Source organism: Enterobacter ludwigii (genome assembly GCF_001750725.1).
GTDB lineage: Bacteria > Pseudomonadota > Gammaproteobacteria > Enterobacterales > Enterobacteriaceae > Enterobacter > Enterobacter ludwigii.
The window spans coordinates 349,804-374,416 of the sequence record NZ_CP017279.1 but is presented as its reverse complement, the minus strand read 5'-3'; the positions used below and the strand labels follow the sequence as shown (position 1 = coordinate 374,416).

At 48.9% G+C, this 24,613-nt stretch carries 24 protein-coding genes and 1 pseudogene; 14 read left to right on the top strand and 11 right to left on the bottom strand.

Going from position 1 to position 24,613, the window contains the following annotated elements; all coding sequences use genetic code 11:
• The first annotated feature begins 84 nt into the window (after positions 1-84).
• The 4 genes from BH714_RS01690 to BH714_RS01675 all read left to right on the top strand — a co-directional run bounded on the left by BH714_RS01690 (position 85) and on the right by BH714_RS01675 (position 5,374).
• Positions 85-399, top strand: coding sequence for a lipoprotein (locus BH714_RS01690; RefSeq protein WP_014169014.1), 315 nt, complete (start codon positions 85-87; stop codon positions 397-399).
• 116 nt (positions 400-515) lie between these two features.
• Positions 516-3,533, top strand: coding sequence for an autotransporter outer membrane beta-barrel domain-containing protein (locus BH714_RS01685; protein WP_040016871.1), 3,018 nt, complete (start codon positions 516-518; stop codon positions 3,531-3,533).
• Between the two features lie 255 nt (positions 3,534-3,788).
• Complete coding sequence (locus BH714_RS01680; RefSeq protein ID WP_040016870.1) at positions 3,789-4,325, top strand: GNAT family N-acetyltransferase; 537 nt, start codon at positions 3,789-3,791, stop codon at positions 4,323-4,325.
• A 137-nt stretch (positions 4,326-4,462) separates the two neighbouring features.
• Positions 4,463-5,374, top strand: a complete 912-nt coding sequence (locus tag BH714_RS01675) for a PhzF family phenazine biosynthesis protein (RefSeq protein ID WP_040019002.1) — start codon at positions 4,463-4,465, stop codon at positions 5,372-5,374.
• Between the two features lie 156 nt (positions 5,375-5,530).
• On the opposite strand, the gene BH714_RS01670 is transcribed toward BH714_RS01675, so the two are convergent.
• The 3 genes from BH714_RS01670 to crrC all read right to left on the bottom strand — a co-directional run bounded on the left by BH714_RS01670 (position 5,531) and on the right by crrC (position 10,149).
• A complete protein-coding gene (locus tag BH714_RS01670; protein WP_040016869.1) occupies positions 5,531-8,647 on the bottom strand; it encodes a multidrug efflux RND transporter permease subunit in 3,117 nt (1,038 codons plus the stop codon).
• 43 nt (positions 8,648-8,690) lie between these two features.
• Positions 8,691-9,599, bottom strand: a complete 909-nt coding sequence (locus tag BH714_RS01665) for an ABC transporter six-transmembrane domain-containing protein (protein WP_040016868.1) — start codon at positions 9,597-9,599, stop codon at positions 8,691-8,693.
• Between the two features lie 199 nt (positions 9,600-9,798).
• The gene (gene crrC / locus BH714_RS24555) at positions 9,799-10,149 is read right to left on the bottom strand and encodes a colistin resistant protein CrrC (RefSeq protein WP_437435011.1); all 351 of its coding nucleotides are present in this window, start codon (positions 10,147-10,149) and stop codon (positions 9,799-9,801) included.
• 374 nt (positions 10,150-10,523) lie between these two features.
• On the opposite strand from crrC, the gene BH714_RS01655 reads away from it, so the two are divergent.
• Positions 10,524-11,228: a response regulator gene (locus BH714_RS01655; RefSeq protein ID WP_032677610.1), complete on the top strand. Its 705-nt coding sequence runs from the start codon at positions 10,524-10,526 to the stop codon at positions 11,226-11,228.
• The gene (locus BH714_RS01650; RefSeq protein WP_040016866.1) at positions 11,225-12,295 is read left to right on the top strand and encodes an ATP-binding protein; all 1,071 of its coding nucleotides are present in this window, start codon (positions 11,225-11,227) and stop codon (positions 12,293-12,295) included. Before BH714_RS01655 ends, BH714_RS01650 begins: the two co-directional genes overlap by 4 nt.
• Here the strand turns inward: BH714_RS01650 and BH714_RS01645 are convergent.
• Positions 12,283-13,219, bottom strand: a pseudogene (locus tag BH714_RS01645) (ATP-grasp fold amidoligase family protein). The gene BH714_RS01650 and the pseudogene BH714_RS01645 sit on opposite strands and share 13 nt — an antisense overlap.
• A 283-nt stretch (positions 13,220-13,502) precedes the next feature.
• Here BH714_RS01645 and BH714_RS01640 point away from each other — a divergent pair.
• Positions 13,503-13,808 (top strand): chorismate mutase, encoded by a 306-nt coding sequence (locus BH714_RS01640; protein ID WP_040016863.1) that lies wholly within the window; start codon positions 13,503-13,505, stop codon positions 13,806-13,808.
• Between the two features lie 108 nt (positions 13,809-13,916).
• Here the strand turns inward: BH714_RS01640 and BH714_RS01635 are convergent, their stop codons facing one another.
• Positions 13,917-14,243: a winged helix-turn-helix transcriptional regulator gene (locus tag BH714_RS01635; protein WP_014169010.1), complete on the bottom strand. Its 327-nt coding sequence runs from the start codon at positions 14,241-14,243 to the stop codon at positions 13,917-13,919.
• Positions 14,244-14,332: 89 nt separating this feature from the next.
• Between BH714_RS01635 and BH714_RS01630 the strand changes: the two genes are divergently transcribed.
• Both BH714_RS01630 and BH714_RS01625 read left to right on the top strand, forming a co-directional pair.
• Positions 14,333-14,659 (top strand): nuclear transport factor 2 family protein, encoded by a 327-nt coding sequence (locus tag BH714_RS01630; RefSeq protein WP_040016862.1) that lies wholly within the window; start codon positions 14,333-14,335, stop codon positions 14,657-14,659.
• On the top strand, positions 14,659-15,438 hold the full coding sequence (locus tag BH714_RS01625) for an SDR family oxidoreductase (RefSeq protein ID WP_025204736.1): 780 nt from the start codon (positions 14,659-14,661) through the stop codon (positions 15,436-15,438). The genes BH714_RS01630 and BH714_RS01625 overlap by 1 nt, the downstream gene beginning before the upstream one ends.
• A gap of 332 nt (positions 15,439-15,770) precedes the next feature.
• Here BH714_RS01625 and gstA read toward each other — a convergent pair whose 3' ends face one another.
• On the bottom strand, positions 15,771-16,376 hold the full coding sequence (gene gstA / locus BH714_RS01620; protein WP_040016861.1) for a glutathione transferase GstA: 606 nt from the start codon (positions 16,374-16,376) through the stop codon (positions 15,771-15,773).
• Positions 16,377-16,504: 128 nt separating this feature from the next.
• Between gstA and BH714_RS01615 the strand changes: the two genes are divergently transcribed.
• Positions 16,505-17,380 carry a LysR family transcriptional regulator gene (locus tag BH714_RS01615; RefSeq protein ID WP_040016860.1) on the top strand — a complete coding sequence of 292 codons (876 nt, stop codon included), beginning with the start codon at positions 16,505-16,507 and terminating at the stop codon, positions 17,378-17,380.
• A 268-nt stretch (positions 17,381-17,648) separates the two neighbouring features.
• A complete protein-coding gene (locus BH714_RS01610) occupies positions 17,649-18,155 on the top strand; it encodes a P-loop nucleotide/nucleoside kinase family protein (RefSeq protein WP_040016859.1) in 507 nt (168 codons plus the stop codon).
• Positions 18,156-18,231: 76 nt separating this feature from the next.
• Here BH714_RS01610 and BH714_RS01605 read toward each other — a convergent pair whose 3' ends face one another.
• A complete protein-coding gene (locus tag BH714_RS01605; protein ID WP_032677601.1) occupies positions 18,232-18,909 on the bottom strand; it encodes a DUF1963 domain-containing protein in 678 nt (225 codons plus the stop codon).
• Positions 18,910-19,256: 347 nt separating this feature from the next.
• Here BH714_RS01605 and BH714_RS01600 point away from each other — a divergent pair, with 347 nt between their 5' ends.
• Positions 19,257-19,568, top strand: a complete 312-nt coding sequence (locus BH714_RS01600) for a hypothetical protein (protein WP_025204747.1) — start codon at positions 19,257-19,259, stop codon at positions 19,566-19,568.
• Between the two features lie 148 nt (positions 19,569-19,716).
• Here BH714_RS01600 and BH714_RS01595 read toward each other — a convergent pair whose 3' ends face one another.
• The 4 genes from BH714_RS01595 to BH714_RS01580 all read right to left on the bottom strand — a co-directional run bounded on the left by BH714_RS01595 (position 19,717) and on the right by BH714_RS01580 (position 22,279).
• Complete coding sequence (locus BH714_RS01595; protein WP_040019001.1) at positions 19,717-20,460, bottom strand: SDR family oxidoreductase; 744 nt, start codon at positions 20,458-20,460, stop codon at positions 19,717-19,719.
• 171 nt (positions 20,461-20,631) lie between these two features.
• Positions 20,632-21,114, bottom strand: a complete 483-nt coding sequence (locus BH714_RS01590; RefSeq protein ID WP_032677599.1) for a glutathione peroxidase — start codon at positions 21,112-21,114, stop codon at positions 20,632-20,634.
• Positions 21,115-21,231: 117 nt separating this feature from the next.
• The gene (locus BH714_RS01585) at positions 21,232-21,531 is read right to left on the bottom strand and encodes an AzlD family protein (RefSeq protein WP_014168994.1); all 300 of its coding nucleotides are present in this window, start codon (positions 21,529-21,531) and stop codon (positions 21,232-21,234) included.
• Positions 21,524-22,279: an AzlC family ABC transporter permease gene (locus BH714_RS01580; protein ID WP_032677597.1), complete on the bottom strand. Its 756-nt coding sequence runs from the start codon at positions 22,277-22,279 to the stop codon at positions 21,524-21,526. Before BH714_RS01580 ends, BH714_RS01585 begins: the two co-directional genes overlap by 8 nt.
• Positions 22,280-22,381: 102 nt before the next feature.
• Between BH714_RS01580 and BH714_RS01575 the strand changes: the two genes are divergently transcribed.
• Positions 22,382-23,761 (top strand): aminotransferase-like domain-containing protein, encoded by a 1,380-nt coding sequence (locus BH714_RS01575; protein ID WP_040016858.1) that lies wholly within the window; start codon positions 22,382-22,384, stop codon positions 23,759-23,761.
• 329 nt (positions 23,762-24,090) lie between these two features.
• On the top strand, positions 24,091-24,567 hold the full coding sequence (locus BH714_RS01570; protein ID WP_020885097.1) for an efflux pump transcriptional repressor OqxR: 477 nt from the start codon (positions 24,091-24,093) through the stop codon (positions 24,565-24,567).
• Positions 24,568-24,613 lie beyond the last annotated feature (46 nt).

Genomic DNA, 24,613 nt, shown 5'->3' with positions numbered 1-24,613 from the left:
AGAAATATATTACCCGCTGATTTGGCTAATAGAAAACATAAATACAATCAGTGATTTTAACTGGTTGGATATAAAGGATAATTTATGAAAAGACCACTAATCGCTTTAACCGTTACGTTGATGCTAGCCGGTTGTTCCACCCTGAAAACCGATCAGGCTATTCCACTGCTGCAGGCGGAAACCGCTAAAATGCTGGGGCTGGGCTCGTCGGACGAAATAACGGTGACCAACGTGAATGGTGCCCAACCGGATGCGTTGGGCGGGCAAAAACTTTCTTATCGCGCCACGACAGAAAAAGGGCGAATTTTCGATTGCTCATCAATGATGATGCCTGGAATTTTAGGATCTGCGCCGACGCTAAGCGCGCCGACCTGTACGCCGGTTGTCACGCATAAATAATTTCCTCAATACCAAAAGGCGTACAAATAATAACGCCTTTTAAATTTCCCGACACATTTGAGTTTCATATAAAAACGATTTTCCAGACATCATGCTAATGAGTACGGAGATAGCCCGTGAATAACTCTACATCGCATTCTTTAGCGGTCAAGACACCGCTTTCCAGACTTTACCTCGCTCTATTTTCCGCACCGCTGTTGATGCTCTCCCCTGCCGATTTCGCTCGCGCAGCGGATGCCATTTTTGACGGCGACGCGCGCGTTACCGAATCTTTAGGTTACACCGGCGATGTTTACGTCGGCCGTAACCAACGCGGGAACCTGCTGATCGATAATGGCAAAATCACTGCCTATAACATCAATATCGGTCGACTGTTCAACGGCCAAATTTATGAAAGCGTGGTCACGGTCCGCGGACCAAACGCTGAGCTGAACGCGGTTAACGATCAGTACATTCTGCGTGGTGGCCTGAATCTTGGCCTGGGCACCCTGCGAGTCGAAGACGGTGCGCTGGCCAGCGCGAAGGAGATCGTGGTCGGTACCACCCGTGGCTACGACAGCCACCTAATCGCTACGGGCGCCGGTTCACGCGTAGTGAGTAATTTTCTCAGCGTTGGCACTGACCTGGGAGCCCGCTCCACGCTGGCGATTGAAAACGGTGCGTCGCTCAACACCACCTACGATGCCCGTATCGGCAATGGTTCCGGCCCAGATGAAACCGACAAGCTGAGCCCGAAAGCCACCGTCACGGGATCCGGTTCGCAATGGAATGTTGGCCGTACGCTCACGCTTTATGGCGATCTGGACGTACTCAACGGCGGAGCGGTTAACGTGGGCAACATTCAGGTGGCGGGCGTCTCCGGCGCACGTAAAACCGCCGAGCTGGTTATCGCGGGCGAGGGCTCGCGTTTTACCAGTGCCAGCAGCGTTAGCGTTGGCGATTACGGCAATGGCGTACTGTCGGTCATGGACGGCGGTGCATTTTCCGCAGGCGGTAATGAGCTGGTAGTGGGGATGACGGGTTCCGGCTCGAACCGGGGCGCGCTGATAATCGGCAGCCGCGGCAATATGGACTCCGGCACCGGTTTAACGGAGCCGACGCTCGGCGCGGCGGGCGGCGCGGGCACTCTTGATGCGAAGACGGCAATCAGCCTTCGGGGTGGGTTATTCGGCAGCTATGTCTACTTCAACCATACCGACGGAAATTACGTTTTCAGCAACAAGATGAGCGGCGAAGGTGAAGTGATCAATACCTCCGGCCAGACCACGCTGAACGGCGATCTTTCAGGGCTCAAGGCGAACGTCACCGCGCGCGGTGGAAAAGTCATTATTGCCAGCAATATCAATACCCAACCCGAAGACGATATTTTTGATGTGCAGACGCTTAGCGCCGAGAACGGCGGCACGCTGATCCTCAACGCGACGGCGGGATCGGAGGTCAGTAACGGACAAGGTTACAGCAGCGCCGCGTCGATCAAAGCCGGCGGCACGCTGGGCGGTGACGGCACGCTGGGCCAGACAGAGATCCTCTCCGGCGGCCATATCTCGCCCGGTGATGGCACTATCGGCACGCTGACGCTGAAACGCTACCTGAACTTTGTGGGTGAATCGTTCTATGACGTTGATATCGCCGGTGACGGCCGCAGCGATCAGTTACTGGTGTCTGGCAAAACGACCATCAGCGATCAGGCTAAAGTACAGGTTACCGCGCTGGATCCGCAGACCAGCTACAAAACGGGCCAAAGCTATCGCATTCTAACCTCCGAGGGGGGAATTGACGGCCAGTTCGCCGGGGCCATCTCCAAATCCGCCTTCCTGGACGTGGCACTGAAACAGAGCACCGACGCTGTCGATCTCACCATCGCGCAGAAAGAGACCGGCGGAGAGAATCCTGGGGGTGAAAACCCGGGTGGTGAGAATCCGGGCGGTGAGAACCCAGGGGGTGAAAATCCGGGTGGTGAAAACCCTGGCGGCGAGAATCCAGGTGGAGAAAATCCAGGAAGCGGTAAACCGGGTATTTTCCAGACGGTAGCCAACACCAGCAACCAGTGGAATACCGCCGGCGCGCTTTCCACGCTGACACAAAACGGCCCTTCCCTGGCGCTGTATAACTCTCTGCTGGTACTCAGCGCACCGCAAGCGCGCGAGGCGTTCAACCAGCTGTCAGGTGAAGTTTACCCGTCGGTACAGTCTAACCTGATCGCCGGCAGCACTCAGCTGTTCAACGTACTGAACCAGCGCATGCAGCGCGCGTTCGATAATGACAGTCTGCCGATACCGCCGTTAGCGATGTCGCTGGTACAACAGCCGGAGCAACAAAATAACGGCGTATGGGGCCAGACCTTCAGTTCCTGGAGCAGAACGAGCGGCAACGGTAACGCAGGCAAGCTGGACGGCAACACCACCGGCTTCCTGCTGGGCGCGGATCGTACGTTGGCTGACCATAACGTACGTGTCGGGGGGTACTTCGGCTATAGCCGTGGTGATTACGACGTCGATAGCCGTCGTTCATCCACGGATACCGACAACTATCACCTTGGCCTGTATGCCGCAGCGCAACAAAATGCGTTCTCATTGCGCGGCGCACTGGGTTACACCTGGCACAAGATTGAAGGCGAGCGCAACGTTGATTTCAGTGGTTTCTCGGACCGCCTGAAGTCAGATTACGACGCCAACTCGCTGCTGGCGTTTACCGAGGCGGGCTACCGTTTTGGCCAGCCGGCGATGAATGTTGAACCGTTTATCAACCTGTCCTGGATTCGACTGCATACCGACAGTTTCAGGGAAGATGGCGGTGCCGCCGCGCTGAGCGTGCGTAATGAAACGATGAACACCTTCTACTCCACGCTCGGGATGCGCGGCGTCACCGAACTGCCGAAAAACGTTAACCTGTATGGTTCGTTGGGCTGGCAGCACGCCTACGGGGATAAAAACACCTCATCGCGGATGGCATTTGCCGGCAGTGACGCGTTCATCACCCAGGGCCAGGCCGTTGATGAGGACGTGATGGTGGGCGATATCGGCGTCAGCGTACAGCTGTCGCGCGCTGCGACGCTGGATGTCGGTTATCAGGGGCAACTCGGTCAAGACACCCGCATCAATTCGGTCAACGCTAACCTGCGCTGGTCGTTCTGATTACCCTTTTCAGCATTTATACAGACCCGCGTACTGCGGGTCTTTTTTTGTCCGTATTCTGTCCATCGCATCCTGATATCTGGTGAGGCTGACCTGTGCCCATTGGTTAACACACCAGGGTATTCGTCGTGTGCGTTTCGCCACGACAGCACACAATCGGATCTGTCGAATTACGTCAAAACACATATATGCTTAAATCAGAGAGCATCAATTAATGAAAGACATATTCCCGTCAACACATATCAGGAGGTCTGTTTGCGAATTGAAACAACTCGATTGTGCCTTCGCCCGGTAATGGCATCAGACGTAGCCGATCTCTTCAGAATTTATGGTGATCCGGCGACGAACACGTTTAACCCCGCAGGCCCCTACCCGGATATTGATCATGCAAAAACGGTTCTCAATCGCTGGCTCGCCCACTGGCAAACTCACAGCTTTGGTAGCTTCGCCATATCGCTTCTCGAATCCCCTGAAAAAATCATCGGATTTGGTGGTCTGAGCATCCGTAGCTATGGCGATTGTGTGATTAACAATCTTGGGTATCGATTATCGACAGATGCCTGGGGAAAAGGCCTGGCGACAGAATTTGCTACACGCGCGGTAAGGTATGGTTTTGATGATAGGAAACTCACCGAGATCTCAGCCGTTGTCAGAGCTAACCATCTGGCGTCACAGAACGTTCTTGAGAAAACGGGACTGAGATATGTCAGAGATATACATGATATTAAAGACGCACCGCCGAGCCTTTTGTATTCACTCACCTTAACGGAGTGGATGAACAAAATCAGGTAAACATCACCGTCCGTCGTTAAGGTGAAAAATACGCATACAGGTAAATGCCAGTGGGTTATGTTTTCACGTGAGCATATATTAAAACGATAAACTCGTTGAGTATAAATTCATTTTAAGGCATGGAAGTTGAGGTCCTGGTGAGAAGACGTTATGTGATTGCAGATGTGTTTACTGATAAACCGTTTTGCGGTAACCCGGTCGCTGTCGTTCTGGATGCCGAGGGATTGACCACTGAGCAAATGCAGCTGCTCGCGTTAGAATTTGGCTACAGTGAAACGACGTTTGTTTTACCTCCTGAAGAACCATCACATACGGCTTGGGTACGGATTTTTACCCCGACGCGTGAAATCCCTTTCGCTGGTCATCCCAATATTGGGACTGCTTTTGTCCTGGCGTATCAGGCTGAACTGAATGGCGAATCGCTACCTGAAACGCTGATATTCGAAGAAGCTGCCGGGCGGGTACCTGTCAGGATTATCAGAGAAAATGCAAAGGTCACGGGTGCAGAACTTCTTGTTCCGCAAGCTTTATCCTGCCATTCAGAAGTCAGTACGGAAAACGTGGCGGCCTGCCTCTCTCTTGAAGCCAGTGATATACGCACTGAAATGCATATGCCTGTCGTCGCCTCTGTTGGCCTGCCTTTTTTGATTGTCGAACTCGCGACCCGAAATGCGCTTCGCTGTTGCGTACCCAATTTGCAGGGTTTCAGGGCTATTTTGCCCCTCGACGGTGCGGTGTCCATTTACGCCTATACGCTGGAAACGGATCCTGAAGACCCATGCGATTTGCAGGCCCGGATGTTTACGCCACGCATGACCGAAGATCCGGCAACAGGCAGCGCGACTGGCGCAGTAACAGCCCTGCTGGCCCAGCTTCGCAATAAAAAAGAGCTCTCTCTTCGCGTAAGCCAGGGCGTTGATATGGGGCGCGCCAGCATATTATTTTCAGGTTATGACGGCACTGCAGAAAGCCCGTCAGTTCGGGTAGGAGGAAAAAGCGTTATTGTCATGGAAGGCTATTTTCATTGCCCTGACGGCCGCGGTGAATGAGGAGAAGCGGACGGTTAACCAGGACCTTTACGTAGTTCAGTAACACATAGATGTATGTGTCATCATACCTGTCCTCACCATGCTCACTGGCAAAGGAGATATACCAGCCAGTCAAGCGATAACCATGCTTTAACCGGCTGGAAAATATGACCGATATTAGCCGTTCCGGCTATTTTCCAGTCTATCTTTTCGCCTTCCGGTAAATCGGCTGACCACAACGAAAAATACCGGAACAAAGAAAATTGCCAGTAGTGTGCCGCTAATCATCCCGCCGAATACACCGGTACCAATGGCATGCTGCGTACTGTCACTGGCCCCACTGGCAAGCATCAGTGGAACAACGCCCAATGTGAAAGCCAGAGAAGTCATCAGTATGGGTCGCAAACGTTGCTTCGCTGCAGTTATTGTCGCATCAATTAGGTTCTTTCCGTCATTCATCAATTGTCTCGCAAATTCGATAATCAGAATCGCATTTTTAGCGGAAAGACCAATCAGGGTAATCAGGCCCACTTTGAAAAAGATATCATTAGTCATATTCGTAACGGCTACGGCCAGCACAGCACCGAGCAGCCCCAACGGAACAACAAGCATTACCGCGAAGGGCACGGACCAGCTTTCATAAAGAGCAGCCAGCACCATAAATACTACCAGTATAGAGAGCACAATGAGTCCTGGAAGCTGTGAAGCGGATTCCCTTTCCTGTAAAGAACTCCCCGCCCACTCCCCTGCAAATCCTGGCGGTAAGTGCTCAGCCAGTTTGTCCACGGCGACCATTGCAGTGCCCGACGATTTTCCCTGAGCGGCACTTCCGGTTATGCGTATGGCTGGATATCCCTGATAACGATTCAGTTGCTGCGGGGCAACATTCCACGAAAGTGTCACAAAAGTGGATAACGGAAGCATCTGCCCCAGATGATTTCTGACTGACAAGGCCAAAATTTGTTCTGGCTGCATCCTGTACGGAGCATCCGCCTGGACGATAACCTGCTGAACCCGACCATGATTGGTATAGTCATTGACATAATTGGAACCCGCTGCGACGGAAATGGTTTGATTAATCTCATCAAAAGACACACCCATGGCTTCCGCTTTTTCCCGGTCGACATTGAGGGAGAGACGTGTCCCCTCACCAAGCCCATCAATATAGACATCGGCCAGTCGAGGATCCTGATTTGCTTGCATAACAAGCTCATCCGCGGTCTTTTTTAATGCCTGATAACCCTTACCGCCTCTGTCCTGTAAATAATAAGTGAACCCGGAAGAGGTACCCATATCAGAAATCGCCGGAGGCAGAAGACTCATCGTAACGGCGTCAGGCACATTTGCCATTCGGGACTGAATATAGTCGGCTTCATCCTGCGCCGTGATCCCTTTACGCTGTTTCCAGTCCTTCAGTGTGGTGAACGCCATAGCCGAGTTCTGACCCGAGCCTGAGAACCCAAACCCCAGGATCATAATGTTGCTTTCTACCGCCTGACGGTGGGCGATTTCATTTTCAAACTCATCGACGACCTTAAGCGTCCTTTGCATCGTGGCATCCGATGGAAGCTGGATTGACGACATAAAATAGCCCTGGTCTTCATCAGGTAAAAATGAAGAAGGTAAGGAAGACAGACCGGCATACAGCGCTATACATAAAGCAGCGTAGATCGCCATCATGCGGCCAGTACGCTTAAGAACAAAGCCCAGCCCGGTGGCGTAAAATGAAGCCAGTCTATGAAAGTGAGCGTTAAACCACGCTGAAAATGCACTGCTCTTACCGTGATGACGACCATGGGGCTTGAGCAGGGTTGCACAAAGCGCAGGGGTTAATGTCAGCGCCAGGAATGCCGACAGTAAAATAGATATGGCCATTGAAATAGAGAACTGCCGATAAATAATACCAACAGAGCCGCTGGCAAAGGCCATCGGTATAAATACCGCGGTAAGCACCAGCGTGATACCAATAATCGCCGGAGTGATCTCACGCATCGCTTCTCGCGTCGCTTCCTGCGGAGACATGCTTTTTTCCTCCATCAAACGTTCCACATTCTCGACCACAACAATCGCATCGTCGACAATAATCCCGATGGCCAGCACCATACCAAACATGGTCAAAATATTGATGGAATAACCACTTAATAACATCACGGTAAAGGTACCGAGTAGCGCCACCGGTGCAACAATCGCAGGAATAATCGTGCAGCGAATCTTGTGAAGGAAAAGCAGCATAACGAAAAAGACCAGAACCATAGCTTCGACAAATGTCTCAACCACTTTCAGGATAGAAAGCTTCACAAACGGAGCCGTATCGAAAGGTACGGTGAACTCCATTCCCTCCGGAAGTACACCCGATAGCTCTGTTAACCGCGTACGGATACCCGATGCGGTACTCATTGCATTAGCGCCAGGCGACAGTTGAATGGCTGCAGCCGTGGCGGGCACACCATTTTCACGTATCCCAAATGCATAACTTTGTAACCCGGACTCCACGCGGGCAACGTCTGCCAACGTCAGACGCGCAGCGGAGACCTGCGATTTAATCGTGATATTGCGAAATTCTTCAACCGAAGAGAGTTGCCCTTTTACCGTTATAGGATAGGTAACCCCCTGCCCGTCGGTCGTAGGTTCATCTCCCGTTCGGCCCGGAGAAACAATCACGTTTTGTTGACTGACGGCGTTTAATACATCGGTGACAGACAGCCCATAGCCGTGTAATTTCATAGGGTCCAGCCAAATGCGAAGTGCTTTTTCTCCGCCAAAAAGTTGAACCTTCCCTACACCGGGTACGCGTCGGAGTTCATCCGTCACATTTCTGGCGAAATAATCACTTAAATCAGCTTCCTGATATTCTCCATTTTGGGATTTTAATCCCACCATCATCAAAAACCCGGAATTGGCCGCTTCAACAGTTATCCCATTTTGTCGTACAGACTGCGGCAAGCGAGGCTCCACAATCTTAATTTGGTTTTGCAGATCCATTTGGGCAATTTTGATATCTGTTCCGGGTTTGAAGGTCACTGTAATTGACGCCATACCCGTAGCGTCACTGGAAGACTCAAAATACAGTAAATTATCAACACCAGAAATTTCACGTTCAATCAGTGATACGACGGAAGTGTTCATAACATCCGGGCTAGCGCCAGGGTAACTGACTGATACGATAATACCCGGTGGCGCAACAGCAGGATATTGTGCAACCGGTAGACGAGGAGTAGACAATACGCCTGCCAGGACAATAAACAGAGCGACAACCCATGCGAAAATGGGACGTTCAATGAAAAAGTACGGCATCAGGTATACTTCCAGTCAATATGCAAATGGTCTAAATTCATAATCACTTTCCCGTTAAATGCGTTTCATCGTCTGTTGAGACCCGCCGATCTACATCTCGAAGCTGGGAAAATTTCTCAAGGAGATGTGGAGCGTCATCCAGGCTTGTTGCAAACATCCACATATAGGTCATTACGGAATAAACATGACCGGCATTAATTCCGGGTTCCATACTCATCCTGATAATGGTCATTGAAAATAGCGCAGAGACCAGAATGCCTATGAATAAGAATCCCCATGCCTCTCTGTCGGATAAGACCATCCGTAGACGGGCAAGCGTGTCATAGTGTCGGTTCAAAGCACTAAAAGATGCCTTATCAACATAATCGACTTCTTTTTCAAGGCGGTTGTTAAGTCGTCGGTAAAGCGCCTCGTTTTTACAGGCATAGCCTGAGACAAAGCACATTAATATTGCCACGATGATCAAACAGGTTATTCCTGTCCAGAACTCAATCCACAAAAGCATAATTGCAGCACCGAAAAGGGAAATTATCGAAGTGATAAAGACAGGCAGATGCAATTCAAAAAAGTCCACAAATTCTCGCGATAGCGTTACTCTCGCGGCAATAGTCGATTGATTGTGTGAATATTTTCGCTGAGCTAACACTACCGTCACGGCAAGACTTGCGTAAATACGTGCAAAAGTTCGGGTATCTACGCTACGTCTGGCGGCCCCGATGCACCACATGAATAGAACCAGAAGGCCATAGATGGTCGCACGTGCCGTCTGCCCTGCCAGAATGGCATTTATGGCCACGCCAGCCAGAACGGGATAGAGCAGAAATGCAACGTTTTCTGTAATAACGAGCAGAAAAGTAATACACAATTTCTTAATGTGACGGAACGCGAGTCTCTTTAGTGAGATAGCCACCCCAGGTGCCGTGGAACCGTATTTTTCGTTTTTATAGGTCATGATGAATGTATGTTAAGCATCGGTTCGAGAAAGTATTCTGCCATTAGCTAATGAGTTCAGATCGCGTAAAAATGAACTGATATAGCTATCAAATAAAGTACATGAGGAGTTTAACGTCATGATATCAATTGCGAATGGACGTTTTATGGAGGGTATATGTACGCCTCTAAGCCGTTCTCCGGAATGAACACAACTGGAATCAAATCATCCTTAGACATAAATACATAGGCAGCCCACAAAAAAACATCAACAAAAAACACTCATAATAAAAAACGAAATCATCGATATCCGGAACCACATTCAAAAGCAGATGTAACACAGTGATTGTGTATAAAAATATCAAGATTAACCCAGATATTATTATGAAAAGATTTTTTAATACGCCGGGTCTTTTCTGAAACACGAAAAATATGACAGCCAATATTATCGAAACATGAATCACTGATGACTCAGGTAAAGTTGAATCTACTCTTTCATTGGTGGCACGCATAAGATAAACCCAGGAATACAATAACCCCCAGGACAAAATAGAAAATAAAATAGAGGCCATGACATTCTCACGCCGAAAACTCACCTTAGCCATCATGATAATTGCCCTCTAAAAATAAAAATATTTTTTCACTAAACTTACCCTGCCCCAGGCAAGAGTCATCGGATAGTGGGAATCTGAATTATTCATACCCTGGCTAAGGATTATTACTTAACAATGTTGGATAATTATTTATGAATTGTGTAGCCAATATGGAGACGCTGACAGCTTACGTTTTCGCAAAAAATATTCTGATGAACTTTTTCAAAAAATATCTGTCAAAATAAATTAGCTTAAAACCTTGATGATTATAATTGAGCAAACACTCTTTTAGCATGACGGAAAAAGGCATTTCAGGATAAAATACACGCTGTCATCGGTACTGTGGAAAAAATATGCATAAAAACACTCTGATCATCGTTGCTGAAGACGATGATGACATCGCCGCCATACTGACAGGCTATTTACATAAGGCAGGAATGAAAACCATGAGAGCCGAAGACGGTGAACAGGCGATCAATCTTACCCGTCTCCACAAGCCTGACCTCCTGCTATTGGACATTCACCTGCCCGTGTACGATGGCTGGAACGTTCTCACAACGTTAAGAAAGGAAACGAATGTACCCGTCATCATGGTTACGGCACTGGATCAAGACGTTGATAAACTGATGGGTCTACGGCTCGGGGCAGATGACTATGTGATAAAACCCTTTAATCCTTCAGAGGTTATTGCCAGAGTTGAAGCAGTCCTTCGCAGAACCAGACCGATTGCAGAGGCTACACATTCACGTCCTTTAAGAACGCCTTTTCTTACAATTTACCCCGATGAATTTTATGTAGAAATCACTACGCAAGGTGAGGTTTCCACGCCAGTACTTACCACGACTGAGTTTAAGCTTCTGACCTATCTGGCCAGAAATCCGAGAAAAGTGTGCTCAAGAGAGGAGTTACTCGATGCGTGTTTACCAGAGGGCGACTCGCTGGATCGCACTGTAGACAGTCATATGAGTAAACTCCGGAAAAAACTTGAGCATGCCGGACTAAAAGGCATTCCGGAAAGCATCAGAGGATTAGGCTACCGGCTCGGTGACAAAAAATGAACAAAGAAACAATTCTGAGCCGTCAGATATTGACATATATGTTGTCATTAACTTTCGTCATTATTGCGATTGCCATACTTGGCTCCTACTTATTTTATAGTTTCATAATTGATTATCTGCCGGGAGGGATTAACGCAGGTAATGAAGATAACATGACATTCCTTGACTGGATGTGGATCTTGATCGCTTCAGTTACCAGTCTGGTCGTTTCACTCTTTTTTACCGTAAAATTGTCTGCAAGAATATTAAAACCTTTGAATGAAGTAGCATACAGTCTGAAACAGATCTCTCAAGGAAACCTTAGCGCAAGAGCGTTTAGCAGTAATTCTCAGTTAGGCGAGATGAATAAACTCGTCAATGATTTCAATATAATGGCGGAAAAATTACAGACACTGGATGCTCAGCGAAATTTATGGAATGCTGCAATCGCTCATGAGCTCCGGACACCAGTGACTATTTTGAGAGGGAGGCTTCAGGGACTGGTTGACGGCGTGTTTGAACCAGAGCCGTCGCTATTCCAAAATCTCCTTAAACAAACTGAAGGGCTGACTAACTTAATAGAGGACCTTCGTGTCGTGAGTTCTTCAGGCGGGGCCGGATATTCTTTGGTGCTCAGTGAGGTCGATCTCAAGACAACAATTTCAAATACGCTGGATACCTTTTTACCAGACTTTGAAACTAAAGATTTTAAAATAGTAACTAAACTTAGCTCTCAGTGTAGCGTCTGCGATCCTTTACGCATAATTCAGTGCCTGACTGTCCTTTTTGATAATGCCTTAAAATATTCCACATCGAAAACGCTTTTAGTTAATAATGGTATCATGGGAAGCGATAATTTTATAATCGTTCAGGATAAAGGTCCGGGGATCCCTGAAGACCTCCAGAAGACCTTATTCCAGCCTTTTCAGCGAGGAGAACATGCAAAAAAAATTAATCCTGAGGGTTGTGGATTAGGACTATCGGTTGTTAAAGCCATTATGCGTGCCCATGGTGGAGACGTCAGCTACAGCTTAACACGAGAAAACGGTTCAGTTTTCAGGCTTTCATGGCCTGTTCAAGGGCATTGATACACAGGCTCAATTGAGCCTGTTTTTAGTCAACGACAGATCCCACATCCCCCCGAGTTTTGTATCCCATATCGCTGGGGTAATTTTCAGTTTTCCTCTTTTAGGACTTAACGTTATTTCGCTAAAATAGATATCTTGTCCTTTTAGCATCAGATCGACACGACAATAGTCGATTTCTTTCGCTAACTGCTGGGCAGCAATTATGGATTTATGGAATGACTCGGGTTCATCAACCGGAGTGGGTGTATTCGGGTATTCCATTTGAAAGGGTTGTAAATGCCACGATCTATCATATACATTGATGAATCCTCGGCCCTTTTCATCGGTAAAATCAGCTTCAATGAAACAAGCCACACCATGAAAGCAATGTATTCTTAACATTTCTGGAGTGACACTCTTATTGTTACTGGAAAATAAATCCACATACATTTCACAGATTACAACAGGTGATATATTTTTATATTGCCACTCCCTGGTTGTGTAATACATATTCTTTTTAAGGGCCAGCTTTAATTTATTTAAAATCTTCTCCGGTTCAAAACTTTCCCTGTCTGTGCATATGATTGCACTACCGCTATCATGGCTGCACTTCAAGACGAATTTGCCAGGTAGCTTGTCGAAATCAATATCTTCAACACGGTTATATACACCAATCACCGGAACAATGTTAACTAAACGAGTGTTTCTAGCCACATACTCCCTGACAGCAATTTTATCCGCTAGCATTGTATAAAATGGGTTGCGTTCAAATATAAGACGATGACAAATCTTCTCATTAAGCGTTAAAGGGTTAAGTAAATCCGGATAAACCCCTGAAATTTTATTTAACCTGGCCGCATGGAATGAAATATCCCCGGATAAAATCGTCCTGCACTTTCTTAATAAATACTCGAAGTATTTAATGTGATAAGTTATTTTATTCATCCCTCCTCCGTTTCAGTTAAATAATTCTGACAGAGGATTATTGATTTATGTTTCGCAGATTATGGAGAGTATATGGACCGAAATAAGGGCCGCAAGGCCTGCTATGAGAGAAGGGAGGGTCTTCCGACTCACAAATTCAACACACTACCCAGAGCCTCGAGTTTCTGGATATTTTTACTTAATATTTCTCTCCCTCTTACAAGGATTTTCTAAATTTGATACTGCAATGAATAGAAGATGTGTGTATCCTGCCAATCTCACGTACTAGTCAGGTGGACCGAATATGAATTTTTCATCAATTGAAGACGTTAGAAAACGAATCGATGAAATTGACAGTAAACTGGTGAAGATAATCGCGCAACGCAGCGAATGTGTTAAAGCTGCAGCAACGTTCAAAGTTGACCACTCAGCCGTCCGCGCGCCAGACCGCGTCCAGCAGGTGATCGACAAGGTACGTAAACAGGCCACTGAAGCAGGACTTCCCGAAGTGATTATCGAAAAAATCTATCGGACTATGATTGGAGCGTTTATCGATTATGAACTCGAGCAACACGACCAACTGCGGAAGAAAAAATCTGAGCTTGATTAATGTCCACTCCCGGCACAAAGCGGACCGAAATAAGAGCCGCAAGGTCTGCTATCAGCAAGGAATGAACATCAACAATTTTCGATCATAAACAAAAATGTACCCGAGTCCCTAAACCTCGCGTTTTTCCGCCCATTTCAGCATTGCATCGAGAGCCGGACACAGCGCCTGCCCCCACTCAGTGAGCCGATATTCGACTTTCGGTGGAACCTGGGGATATACCCTACGTGACACAATGCCGTCGGCCTCCAGCTGTCGCAGCTGTTGTGCCAGCATCTTCTGCGAAATTTCGGGGATCAGTTTTTCAAAATCAGAATAGCGTTGCACCTTTCCGTCGAAAAGATGAAACAGAATAATGAGTTTCCAGCGGCCTTCCAGCATTCGCAGAACTTGTTCCACGCCGCTTGCGGCGGTTTCAGGGCTATATAACTTACTCATAATTCAGTTGCTCACTTTTTTGTGCGTACTTGTCAATTTTACAGTCTATGTTAAAAATTCCCGTACTGTAAATAACGGGAGTAAGGGCCATGTCATTATCTCTACCGCAAGCTATTTCAACCTATTTTGCGATCGGCAATGGTGCCGATATTGCCAGCGTTAAGCGCTGTTTTACTCTCGATGCCGTCGTGTTCGACGAAGGTAAAACCCATCGGGGGTACGCGGCAATCGAAGCGTGGCAACGCGCGGCGCGGGCTGCCTTCGACTATAGCGTTCACCCCATTGAAGTTCTCACGCAAGGCGATCGAGTAATAGTCACCACGAACGTTGTCGGTAATTTTCCCGGTAGCCCCGTGATGCTTACACATACTTTCGGCCTCGCTAGCGACAAGATTGCGACTCTGGAGATAATCTGATGCTGATGGATCTTGATTTACAGGGCAGACGTGTTCTGGTTACCGCAGGTACCAAAGGGATCGGCAAAGCAGTTGTCCACCTTTTAAAACAGCAAGGGGCAAGGGTGCTAACCACCGCGCGTCACGAGCCCGCAGAATCTAGCGCAGACGCTTTCGTGGCAGCGGATCTGACCACCATCCAGGGATGTAATTTAGTCGTGGACGCCGTTCAGAAACACCTGGGCGGCGTCGATATCATTATCCACGTAGCAGGCGGTTCTACCGCTCCCGGCGGTGGGTTTGCAGCCCTGGGGGAAGAGGAGTGGCAACAGGAGCTCAATCTTAATCTGTTGCCTGCGGTACGCTTAGATCGCGCGTTGTTGCCTGGGATGCTGGCGCAACAGGATGGGGTGATCATCCACGTCACCTCTATTCAGCGTGAACTGCCGTTACCGGAATCGACCACCGGATATGCGGCGGCCAAAGCGGCACTGTCGGCGTACAGCAAAAGCCTGTCGAAAGAAGTGTCCCCTAAGGGGATTCGGGTGGTGCGTGTGGCGCCTGGCTGGGTAGAAACCGAAGCATCGGTAGCGATGGCGGAACGACTTGCTCAGCAGGCAGGAACGGACTACGAGGGCGGTAAGCAGATCATCATGAATGCACTCGGTGGAATTCCGCTGGGCCGTCCCTCAAAGCCCATCGAAGTGGCGAACCTTATCGTCTTCCTTGCGTCATCCTGTGCTGCCACTATTACCGGTACGGAATATGTGATCGATGGCGGTACTGTCCCGACGGTATAATTTTATATCTTAAACAGTGCATTATTTTGAGCCTTAACGTTTCCTCGCGACAAACGAGTGGCCAGGCGTAATGGCCGCTTAGGGTATAAAGCGGCCTGATATAAGAGCCGCAAGGTCTGACTTGAGGCAAAGATTAAGGCAAAAAGTCGCGCGGCGTTGAGTCCATAATGAAACGAAAGCAGCAGTGAATGCCGCCGGGAATGGGTTTCAGCATCTGCTCATGCTAAAGAGCAGAACGCTACGCGCAACTTCAGGCCCGCGTAGAACAAAGGGCAGACGACCTCTTTGCAGACACTCAACATGCTGTGTCCAGCAATAAGCGATTACCTACCCTACTGAGACGCTTCAGCCAGTAATGCAGCCTGTACAGCAGGTCGGGCATTTATTTTTTCCATGTACGCCGGTAGCGCTGGCCAGCGTTCCAGTCGGATTGAGAAGAATTTACACCAACCCAGCACAGTAAAAAGGTAGGCATCCGCTACGCTGAAGGATGAGCCAGTCAGATAAGTGTTTTCATTGAGCCTAGCCTGGAGTAAATCGAACTGTCGGAAGAGCTTATCCTGAAAAATCGCTTTAATGTCCTCGGGCAGTGCGGGGTTGAACAGCGGTGCCGAGCCAGCGTGGATTTCACTAGTGATAAAGTTAAGCCATTCCTGCAGACGCACCCGAGCCCAACTGTCCGCGCGCGGTGCCAGGCCATATTCTGGTTTAAGATCGGCGAGGTACTGCACAATGGCTGGCCCCTCAGTGAGTATCTGCCCATTATCCAATTCAAGTGCAGCGACATAACCTTTAGGGTTAATGGTGCGGAAGTCGCGACCATCAGCAGTGAGCTTGCTTTTATTGTTAACCTTCACCAGTTCAAATTCAATTTCCAGTTCGCGCAGCACAATGTGCGGTGATAACGAACAGGTATCCGGGGCGTAATAAAGTTTCATGTTGTCTCCGTTAAATGTGTAAAGCCATCGAGAAATTCGAAGCAATTCTGAACTCACTGTATTTGACGCGTATTTCACTGTAAAATTAATGATATAGAATCTAACTATTAGCTGAGCTACTGATAATCATGATGAATCTTTTACACTGGCGCCTGCTGGTGGCCGTCGCGGATGCCGGCAACATCTCGCGCGCCGCAGAAGAGATAGGAATGACTCAATCAGGTGCCAGCCAGGCCATCGCCCAGCTAGAAGCTTCGCTTGGATTTCCGGTATTTACGCGTGAGCGACGGTATATCGGCATTACCGCGCTGGGTGAGCAGGTTATTGAAAATGCAAGAAACATGCTTTCGCAGCTGAATGCCATCCGCATACTGGCTGATAAGAGCCGAGACTTACACCAAGGGCGCATTCGCCTGGCCAGTTTTCCCTCAGTGACGTCCACATTGTTGCCAGGGCTTCTGCGCGACGTTAAGCGCCTGCATCCGGGTATTGAAATCGTTGTCCTGGAAGGTTCGGACGAGGAAGTCGAGGAGTGGCTTGCCGCCGATACCGTAGAACTTGGGGTGGTCATGAATCCCGGCCCCGGGCGTGCACAGGTTATATTAGGACAGGATGCATGGGTCGCGGTAATACCAGCTAAACATCAGCTGGCACATCATGCCAGGGCTTATGGCATAACGCTAAAGGCGCTGGCAGACCAGCCCTTTATTCTGGCGACAGGCGGATGTGTCGTTAATGGAAAAAGCCTGATGGAAATGGCTGGTTTGCAACTTTCCGATATACGCGTAACAGTACGCGACTGGATTAGCGCCTGTAAGCTGGTCGGGGAAGAGATGGGCGTCGCCCTTGTACCTGAATCAGCCCTGCCGGAGACGCTGCGCAACCTGTGCGTGGCACCTTTGACGCCTGCTATACACCGGGAATTTGGGCTGGTTTGTTCGTCATCTGGAGCGTCTTCTGATGCAACGCAGACGCTGCTTAATGCGCTACGTAAGCGAAGATGAGCCAGCTGGTGTTATTCATTTCAGCGCCTTGTTAGATGTCCGCTTCTGGCACGAAGCGGCCAAACTCACTGGAGTGGACATTCAATGTATAAGGGAAAAAATTGCTGATTTTGCATTCAGGCCCTGTTAACTTGAATGACAATGAAAACACACTCTGTCCTATTCCATTCAATGATTATTATCACCTGTCTGACTCAGGTGGGATAACGTTCGCCATTTTCCCGCCGGTAAGGCGGGCCTTACCGGTAACAATCCAGTGAGGTAAATAATGGATATCGCTACAGTCACAACGTCAGAAAAACCCACTTTGCACTTGTTATGTGGGAAAATTGCATCAGGCAAATCCACATTGTCAGCAAAGTTAGGTGCATTACCCGGCACCATAATTGTCAGTGAAGATTATTGGCTGGCTGCCCTCTTTGCCAATGAAATGCAATCCATAGCTGATTATGTGCAGTATTCCTCAAGACTCAGAAACGCTATGAAGCCTCATCTGGTGTCGCTACTCAAAGCGGGTTTATCCGTAGTTCTGGATTTTCCGGCAAACACGCAAACCAATCGTGAATGGATGATGAGCATCATTAAGGAGTCAGGTGCCAGTAACAGGCTGCATTATTTGAAAGTTACTGATGAAGTATGTAAATCCCGCTTGCGCGCCCGTAATGAAGAAGGAATGCATGAATTTACAGCCTCAGATCAACAATTTGAAACCATAACGCGCTTTTTCGCAGAGCCAACGGCTGATGAAGGGTTTGATATTATTGAATACAGCTGAATTTACCTTTCTGCACAAAGCGGACCGGCATAAGAGCCGCAAGGTCCGCTGTGAGCGATAAGAGGACGTTGAGTTTCTAGTAAAACTGACATGAAAACGTCCAAAGTCCCTCTGGGGATTTGTGAAAGTAGCCGATACCATTGTCCGCCCACATCCAGTTTACTTTTTCTTCTGACCCCACTTGAAAGACAAAATCTTGAATCCCCACACCATGTTGTATCTCCATTGGATATCCTCCAACCTTGGTTCCCCTGTACCGGTTAAAACCATCATAGAATCTATTACTTGCATCCTCATCATCGTTTACGTCAGATAAGTCAATAATATCCCAAGCATCCTCCCATCCCGGAGCATCATCATTGACACTCACCCACCGAACCGGAAATGCTCGATATGGAGTGTTAATTGCAGGCAATAACTCAAGCCCATCAAGGGTGGCGTATTCTCGTATTAGCCACCCCTCGCCATGAGGTTTATCAAATGGATGGCTTTCCATATTATGATAAAGCACTAAGAGCGCGATCCCCTTCAGTTGTTCAGGAATCACGGGAAGCTCATCTACGCGAATCTGGAGAAGCGGAAACATCGGCTGCCCCTTCCAAACTGGCAACCCTTCACCTGGAAGAGCGACTCCTTTTAAAAACCAGGATGTAATTGGGTCTGCTGTAGGGCGGAAACCACCGACTTGTGCCACAGATGCAGTACGTAATTTGGATCTGAGTTCTTCTAAAACTAACGCACTCTTGGATTTCATAATTGCATCCTTGCGTATGCCCATACTCTTGGATTCTGAAATGGAGGAGTTTTTATTATATATCGTAATTATTACCCAACAGACCTAAATATTTCTGTGCTTCCTCGTCAGAAGAGTAACGGAGGTCCGCTTCTTGCACAAAGCGGACCGACATAAGAGCCGTACGATCACCTACGAGCGAGGAGCGGAAGTGACCTAAATTTATCGTGGTCATGAGATTCAGTCTGAAGCAAGGTGAAGAATGTCCGACAAATCGATGTGCGAGATAGCGTTCTTCGTTAATCACACCATGAGGTGCTTTCTGATGATATGGTTATACCCTCACCATCCTTAAAGAGAGAACACTAATGATTGTAAGGACCTGGCATGGATGTGTTCCGCTTGAACATGCGGAAGGTTTTGCAAAACACCTTGAAAAAACAGGGGTAGAGCATTCCAGGAGCATATCGGGGAACAAAGGCGCGTTCGTTCGCAGAGAAACGCAGGGGAGTTGGGAGCATTTCTTTCTGGCAACTTACTGGCAGGATCTGCAGTCAGTGAAGGCATTTGCTGGAGAAAACTATCATGTGGCAGTCACTTACCCGGATGATGAAGAATTTAAGCTACTTTCTGACCCTTACGTTTTCCAGCATGTTGTTGAAGCAATTTCCCCCCTTTAATGTCATCTTCCGGGTATCCTGTCGCTATCCCTGAATTGCCATAACCCCCATATTGACTCAACGCATCCACTTAGGGCACAGAGCAGCCTGTTTCATCTGGTATCAACGCTGCTCTGTGCGAAGACTCTTCTGTTTAACATCACCCAATTTAGACCCTATCACTCAGGTCTTCGCGGGTTGGACCTTGAAAGTAGAGGCTACTTATATGGCAACTACGCGGTTGAACCAACACAAAACGAATCGCTTCCCAGACCGATCGCCCGTTCAAGAGCCGCTCTCCCATTCTGCATTGGCTATCGACACTCGAATCTAACCCTGTAAGTTCGAAATCAGGAGGGTACAGTCCGGTAACCCGTATATTTTCTTCGGACAATTGCTGTGCGAGTTTTGTTGTAAATCCGCTGAGCCCATGTTTGCTGGCGAAAAAAGCGGGGTGCGCAATTGAATCCGTGAAATTCGGGATCCCGCAGGAAGAGATAATTGAGACGATATCAGCACTGTCTGAACGTCTTAGCCCAGGCAACAGAGCCTGCGTCAGAAGAATCGACGCTGTCAGGCCGGAACTGACGGTATTAATAATGTCGGTATCAGGCTGGTCGTCTAACGTTCCTGACAACCATTGGGCAGCATTGAGAATTAAAATATCTATGGGCTTGTCTGAAGTTAATAGCTGTGAAGAAAACGCAGAAACGGATTCAGGCCGGGTTAAATCACAGATATACCCTTTTGCCATACCGCCTTCAGCAGTGATAAGACTGCAGGTTTGTTGAATATCATCAGCCCGCCGCGCACAAAAATCTACCTCAACGCCTTCCCGCGCCAGCCATACGCACAGCGCCTGACCAAATCCCCTGCCCCCACCCGTAATAACCGCTCTTTTGCCTCTCAGCATCTCCATACGTCCTTTCATTAATGGGTATGTTTATGGAGATATAGCATGAGGAGAGGGAGTGACATCTTTCCGTGAGTGCTATTTTAGATGCGGACATAGCGTCTGCGATGCGCGATAAACGACCCCTGCAACGAATACCCTCCTGAGTTCAGGCCATCATGACCACAATACTTAGCGTTCAAGCGCAGTAAGGATTGCGGCTTCCATTTTCTCGGGGGTGGTGATCGGCGCAAAACGCTTGAGCGGTTTACCGTCGCGTCCGATCAGAAACTTGGTGAAGTTCCACTTGATTCGCCCCCCCAGCACGCCGGGCAATTCGTTTTTCAGATAGCGAAACACCGGATGCGCTGCGGCTCCGTTGACCTCGATCTTCTCGAATATCGGGAAGCTCACACCGTAATGAATGTGACAGGTCCTGGCGATGTCGTCGGCATCGCCGGGCTCCTGTTTACCGAACTGGTTGCAGGGGAACCCAAGCACCACCAGCCCCTGAGCGGCGTATTTCTTATAAAGCGCCTCAAGGCCGCCGTATTGTGGCGTGAAGCCACATTGGCTGGCGGTATTCACGACCAACACCACCTTGCCAGCGAAGTCGAGCATAGCGACAGGCTGTCCATCCAGACGGGTGGCTGTCAGTTGATAAAACGTGGTCATAGCGGGATCCTCAACGCAGAACCTGTTCGACGCCAACATTACCACGTCGCGCACAGCGGCGGGGAATGGAACGTGGGAAGTCGGTTCTGTTTCTGGTTGCGCGGCAGGTCTGGAAACTTACCCTAAATAATAGCGAAGTATAAAGGCAAACATCACGCCGGAGATCACCGTCACCGGCATTGAAAAGCGCATTGCAACAACTAACGTTAACCCTAACGCGATCAGATCTGCAGGATTTCCGGAGGCAAAAAAAGGCGCAATGAAAGCCAGCATGACACAACCGGGAGACGATTTAAGAACCGTCATCGCCCTGGGCGTAAGCACCCGGTTTCGTAATATAAGATAAGCGGTCACACGCGTTGCATACGTGGTGAGTGCCATTAATACGATGGCGATGAAGGTCTGATAATCAGGCATCCTCTCCCCCTAAAAATGCGGCAACGGCTAATCCTGCTAAAGGGCCAGCAATGACGTACCACAGGCCGGCAATAAAATGACATACCGCCACGGAGACAACCAGACTGATTATCCAGGGCACGGCTTTACGAATGCCATTCCACATGCCTCTGACCAGCACAAGAAAGACCGCCGGAAAGGCCATATCAAAACCATACTGGTGAACATCGCCCAGCACCGGGCCAATTAACGCGCCGAGTGCGGTACAGAAAACCCACATCGTATAGAAAGATAAAGAGACCGCCATATAATACGGCATGCTGAACAGCGGCGCCGTTTTGTTATTTCTGGAATGCGCGTCATTATAACTGAGTGCCCAACTCTCATCCGTCATAAAAAAAAGCGCAGGTAAGACCTTTCGTTTTGGAAAACGAGAAAGTAAGGGAACCAGCGTCGCCCCCATTAAAATATGACGACTGTTTACCAGTAATGTTACGGCCATAATAAGTAAAAAAGGTGGCGGCGACGTCCAGATTTGTATGGCGGCAAATTCAGACCCACCGGCAAAATTTAATCCTGTCATCAAGGGAACGTCGAGAGGCGTGAGCCCCTTATGGCTTGCCTGCGCACCCAACACCAGCGCAAACGGGATCACGCCCAGTAATACGGGTAACCCATCTTTCAGGCCACGAAGGATTTCTTTTTTCTTCGTTTCACTCTTATCCAGTAATGGTCTGGCAGAACTGACATCCACACGTTGTTCACTCATGCGTTTCGCTCATTTCGTCTATTTCAAATACTGGCGCCAGAATAAAAGATGTGACACTATCAGTAAATATAAATAGTGTCACATTACACTTATGGTAATCTCATGCGCGAACGTTCTCCGTGGCAACCCCGTCTTGCAGAAGGCAATTCATCCCCTACCGATCGGCTGGTCCAGGCGTTGTCAGACGATATCCTTTCAGGCCTGCTGAGGCTCGGCGCGCGCCTTCCGGCGCATCGTGAACTGGCAGATACGCTCGGTATCGCGGTGGGTACTGTAACGAAAGCCTATGGGATCCTGGAGAGACGGGGTCTGGTTCGAAGCGTTAAGGGCAGCGGAATGTTTGTCGCGCTGGCCAATTCCAGAAGCCGAACCTTTATCGACCTGTCGCAAAACACCCCGCCAGCAGCACTGACCTCCCGGTCACTGAGTAAGACACTCACCACCCTCGCCCGGCGTCCTGACATGGATATGTTTAACACTTACGCCCCGGCAACGGGCCATGATGAACACCGGCGGCTTCTTGCGCAGTGGTTCAGTCGTCTGGGTGTCCCGGCAGATTACCAGCATCTCATCTTAACGAACGGTGCTCAGCATGCGCTCTCTGTAGCGTTGTCTACGGTCTGTGAACCTTTTGGCCGACTGTACGTTGAGGCTCAAACCTATTCAGGGCTGATTCAGCTGTCGCATTTACTGAAGCTCACATTAGTGGGGATCCCGATGGATGACGAAGGCATGGATGTCTCTGTTCTGGAAAAGATCCTCGATGAAAATGCGGAAAAAGGCGGTGCTGTCTATGTCACGCCGCTCTTACAAAGTCCGTCCACACGCATTATGAGCCTGGCCCGCCGTCAGGAACTGGTTCGGGTTTGTCGGGAAAGGGGCATAAAGATTATTGAGGATGATGTTTATCGGCTGATGAGCACGACAGAATTGCCCCAGATTGCCAAAATAGCCCCCGATATCACCTTATATGTGAATAGCTTATCTAAGATCCTTAATCCAGCATTGCGGATTGGCGGGCTGCTGGTACCGGAGGCGCTGTATTCACGAGCAGAATCCATGCTAAGGGCAACGGCGATGATGGTCTCTCCGCTAAGCAGCTCCATCATGGAGCAATGGCTGATTGATGGCACAGCAGAAACCGTCACCCTCGCAATTGAATACGAAACCCGGCGTCGTTACCAACTCGCTATCGACATTTTAGGGGAGCACGTTTATCGCTCGGGGCTGCCCAGCTTTCATCTCTGGTTACCGTTTTCACGCGATGACGCGCACTCGTTCTACAATGCAGCGCTGGCGACAGGCATCAAAGTGACAGCACCGGCCTCAACTGAAGTGGGTCAACAGTCGGATCAGTATGGCGTCAGGTTGTGTATTGGCGGAACGGAGTTCAGCCAGTTAAAGCAAGCACTCTTGAAACTCAACGAGATTGCCGGGCAACTCAAACAGAAACCAGACCCGTTCCCGCTTTTTAATGTATGAATGACAGGATAGGTATGACTCCTTTTCTTCTGACGAGGGTAATGTCATTCCCTTTATGTGCTCAAAAAATCAGCGGCGATTCGATCAGCATTTTTTCATAATATTTTTATCAGTCGCCATGATGAAATAGACGATGCTTATACAATCGGTAAAGCGTATGGATAGGTCTTATGCTGCCATTCGACGCGAAGCGTAAACGCTTTTTTACGGGCCAGGTCAGGCGTTGTCTGCTTCAAAAAAATTGCCGTATTTGTTATATTGTTACTTATTGATTATTCACCTCTGCGGTGCCAAAAAGAACAAGATTCACCGCAACCCAGGACAATGAAATGTTAGATTACCGCTTCCCGACAGCTTTGCAGATGGTTCTCAGCGTAGCGATGGCGGAGCAATCGGGTGAACGTTCGACGAGTGCGATTCTGGCCTACGGACTGGAAGCGAATCCGAGCTTTATCCGCAAGTTGATGGTTCCGCTTACGCGTGACGGCATTATCGTCTCAACCCTTGGCCGTAACGGTTCTATTCATCTTGGTCGTCCGGCGGATAAGATCACCCTGCGTGATATCTATGTTTCTGTGATAGAAGATAAAAAGCTGTGGGCGTCGCGTCCTGACGTACCGGCTCGCTGCGTCGTCAGCGCCAATGCGTGCTGGTACTTCAAATCTATCGCCGATGAAGCGGAGCAGGCTTCGTTAGAGGTTCTGGCTCAACATACCGTGGCCAGCGCGCTGGAAAAGGTCAAAAAAGCCGATACCAGCGGGTGCGATCCGGTGCCTGAAATTGAAGGCCTGCATAAAAAAGCGTAGTCATGCCCTTCCTGATACGAAAAAAAACCGCCTTAACGAGAAGGCG

Bases quoted from the DNA above. Each gene is read 5' to 3' on its own strand.
- crrC (WP_437435011.1), bottom strand. From the start codon at position 10,149: ATGGCCTCTATTTTATTTTCTATTTTGTCCTGGGGGTTATTGTATTCC.
- BH714_RS01600 (WP_025204747.1), top strand. From the start codon at position 19,257: ATGATTGTAAGGACCTGGCATGGATGTGTTCCGCTTGAACATGCGGAA.
- BH714_RS01585 (WP_014168994.1), bottom strand. From the start codon at position 21,531: ATGCCTGATTATCAGACCTTCATCGCCATCGTATTAATGGCACTCACC.
- BH714_RS01640 (WP_040016863.1), top strand. From the start codon at position 13,503: ATGAATTTTTCATCAATTGAAGACGTTAGAAAACGAATCGATGAAATT.
- BH714_RS01635 (WP_014169010.1), bottom strand. From the start codon at position 14,243: ATGAGTAAGTTATATAGCCCTGAAACCGCCGCAAGCGGCGTGGAACAA.
- BH714_RS01605 (WP_032677601.1), bottom strand. From the start codon at position 18,909: ATGAAATCCAAGAGTGCGTTAGTTTTAGAAGAACTCAGATCCAAATTA.
- BH714_RS01670 (WP_040016869.1), bottom strand. From the start codon at position 8,647: ATGCCGTACTTTTTCATTGAACGTCCCATTTTCGCATGGGTTGTCGCT.
- BH714_RS01615 (WP_040016860.1), top strand. From the start codon at position 16,505: ATGATGAATCTTTTACACTGGCGCCTGCTGGTGGCCGTCGCGGATGCC.
- BH714_RS01595 (WP_040019001.1), bottom strand. From the start codon at position 20,460: ATGCTGAGAGGCAAAAGAGCGGTTATTACGGGTGGGGGCAGGGGATTT.
- BH714_RS01590 (WP_032677599.1), bottom strand. From the start codon at position 21,114: ATGACCACGTTTTATCAACTGACAGCCACCCGTCTGGATGGACAGCCT.
- BH714_RS01575 (WP_040016858.1), top strand. From the start codon at position 22,382: ATGCGCGAACGTTCTCCGTGGCAACCCCGTCTTGCAGAAGGCAATTCA.
- gstA (WP_040016861.1), bottom strand. From the start codon at position 16,376: ATGAAACTTTATTACGCCCCGGATACCTGTTCGTTATCACCGCACATT.
- BH714_RS01665 (WP_040016868.1), bottom strand. From the start codon at position 9,599: ATGACCTATAAAAACGAAAAATACGGTTCCACGGCACCTGGGGTGGCT.
- BH714_RS01650 (WP_040016866.1), top strand. From the start codon at position 11,225: ATGAACAAAGAAACAATTCTGAGCCGTCAGATATTGACATATATGTTG.
- BH714_RS01570 (WP_020885097.1), top strand. From the start codon at position 24,091: ATGTTAGATTACCGCTTCCCGACAGCTTTGCAGATGGTTCTCAGCGTA.
- BH714_RS01610 (WP_040016859.1), top strand. From the start codon at position 17,649: ATGGATATCGCTACAGTCACAACGTCAGAAAAACCCACTTTGCACTTG.
- BH714_RS01630 (WP_040016862.1), top strand. From the start codon at position 14,333: ATGTCATTATCTCTACCGCAAGCTATTTCAACCTATTTTGCGATCGGC.
- BH714_RS01690 (WP_014169014.1), top strand. From the start codon at position 85: ATGAAAAGACCACTAATCGCTTTAACCGTTACGTTGATGCTAGCCGGT.
- BH714_RS01580 (WP_032677597.1), bottom strand. From the start codon at position 22,279: ATGAGTGAACAACGTGTGGATGTCAGTTCTGCCAGACCATTACTGGAT.
- BH714_RS01625 (WP_025204736.1), top strand. From the start codon at position 14,659: ATGCTGATGGATCTTGATTTACAGGGCAGACGTGTTCTGGTTACCGCA.
- BH714_RS01655 (WP_032677610.1), top strand. From the start codon at position 10,524: ATGCATAAAAACACTCTGATCATCGTTGCTGAAGACGATGATGACATC.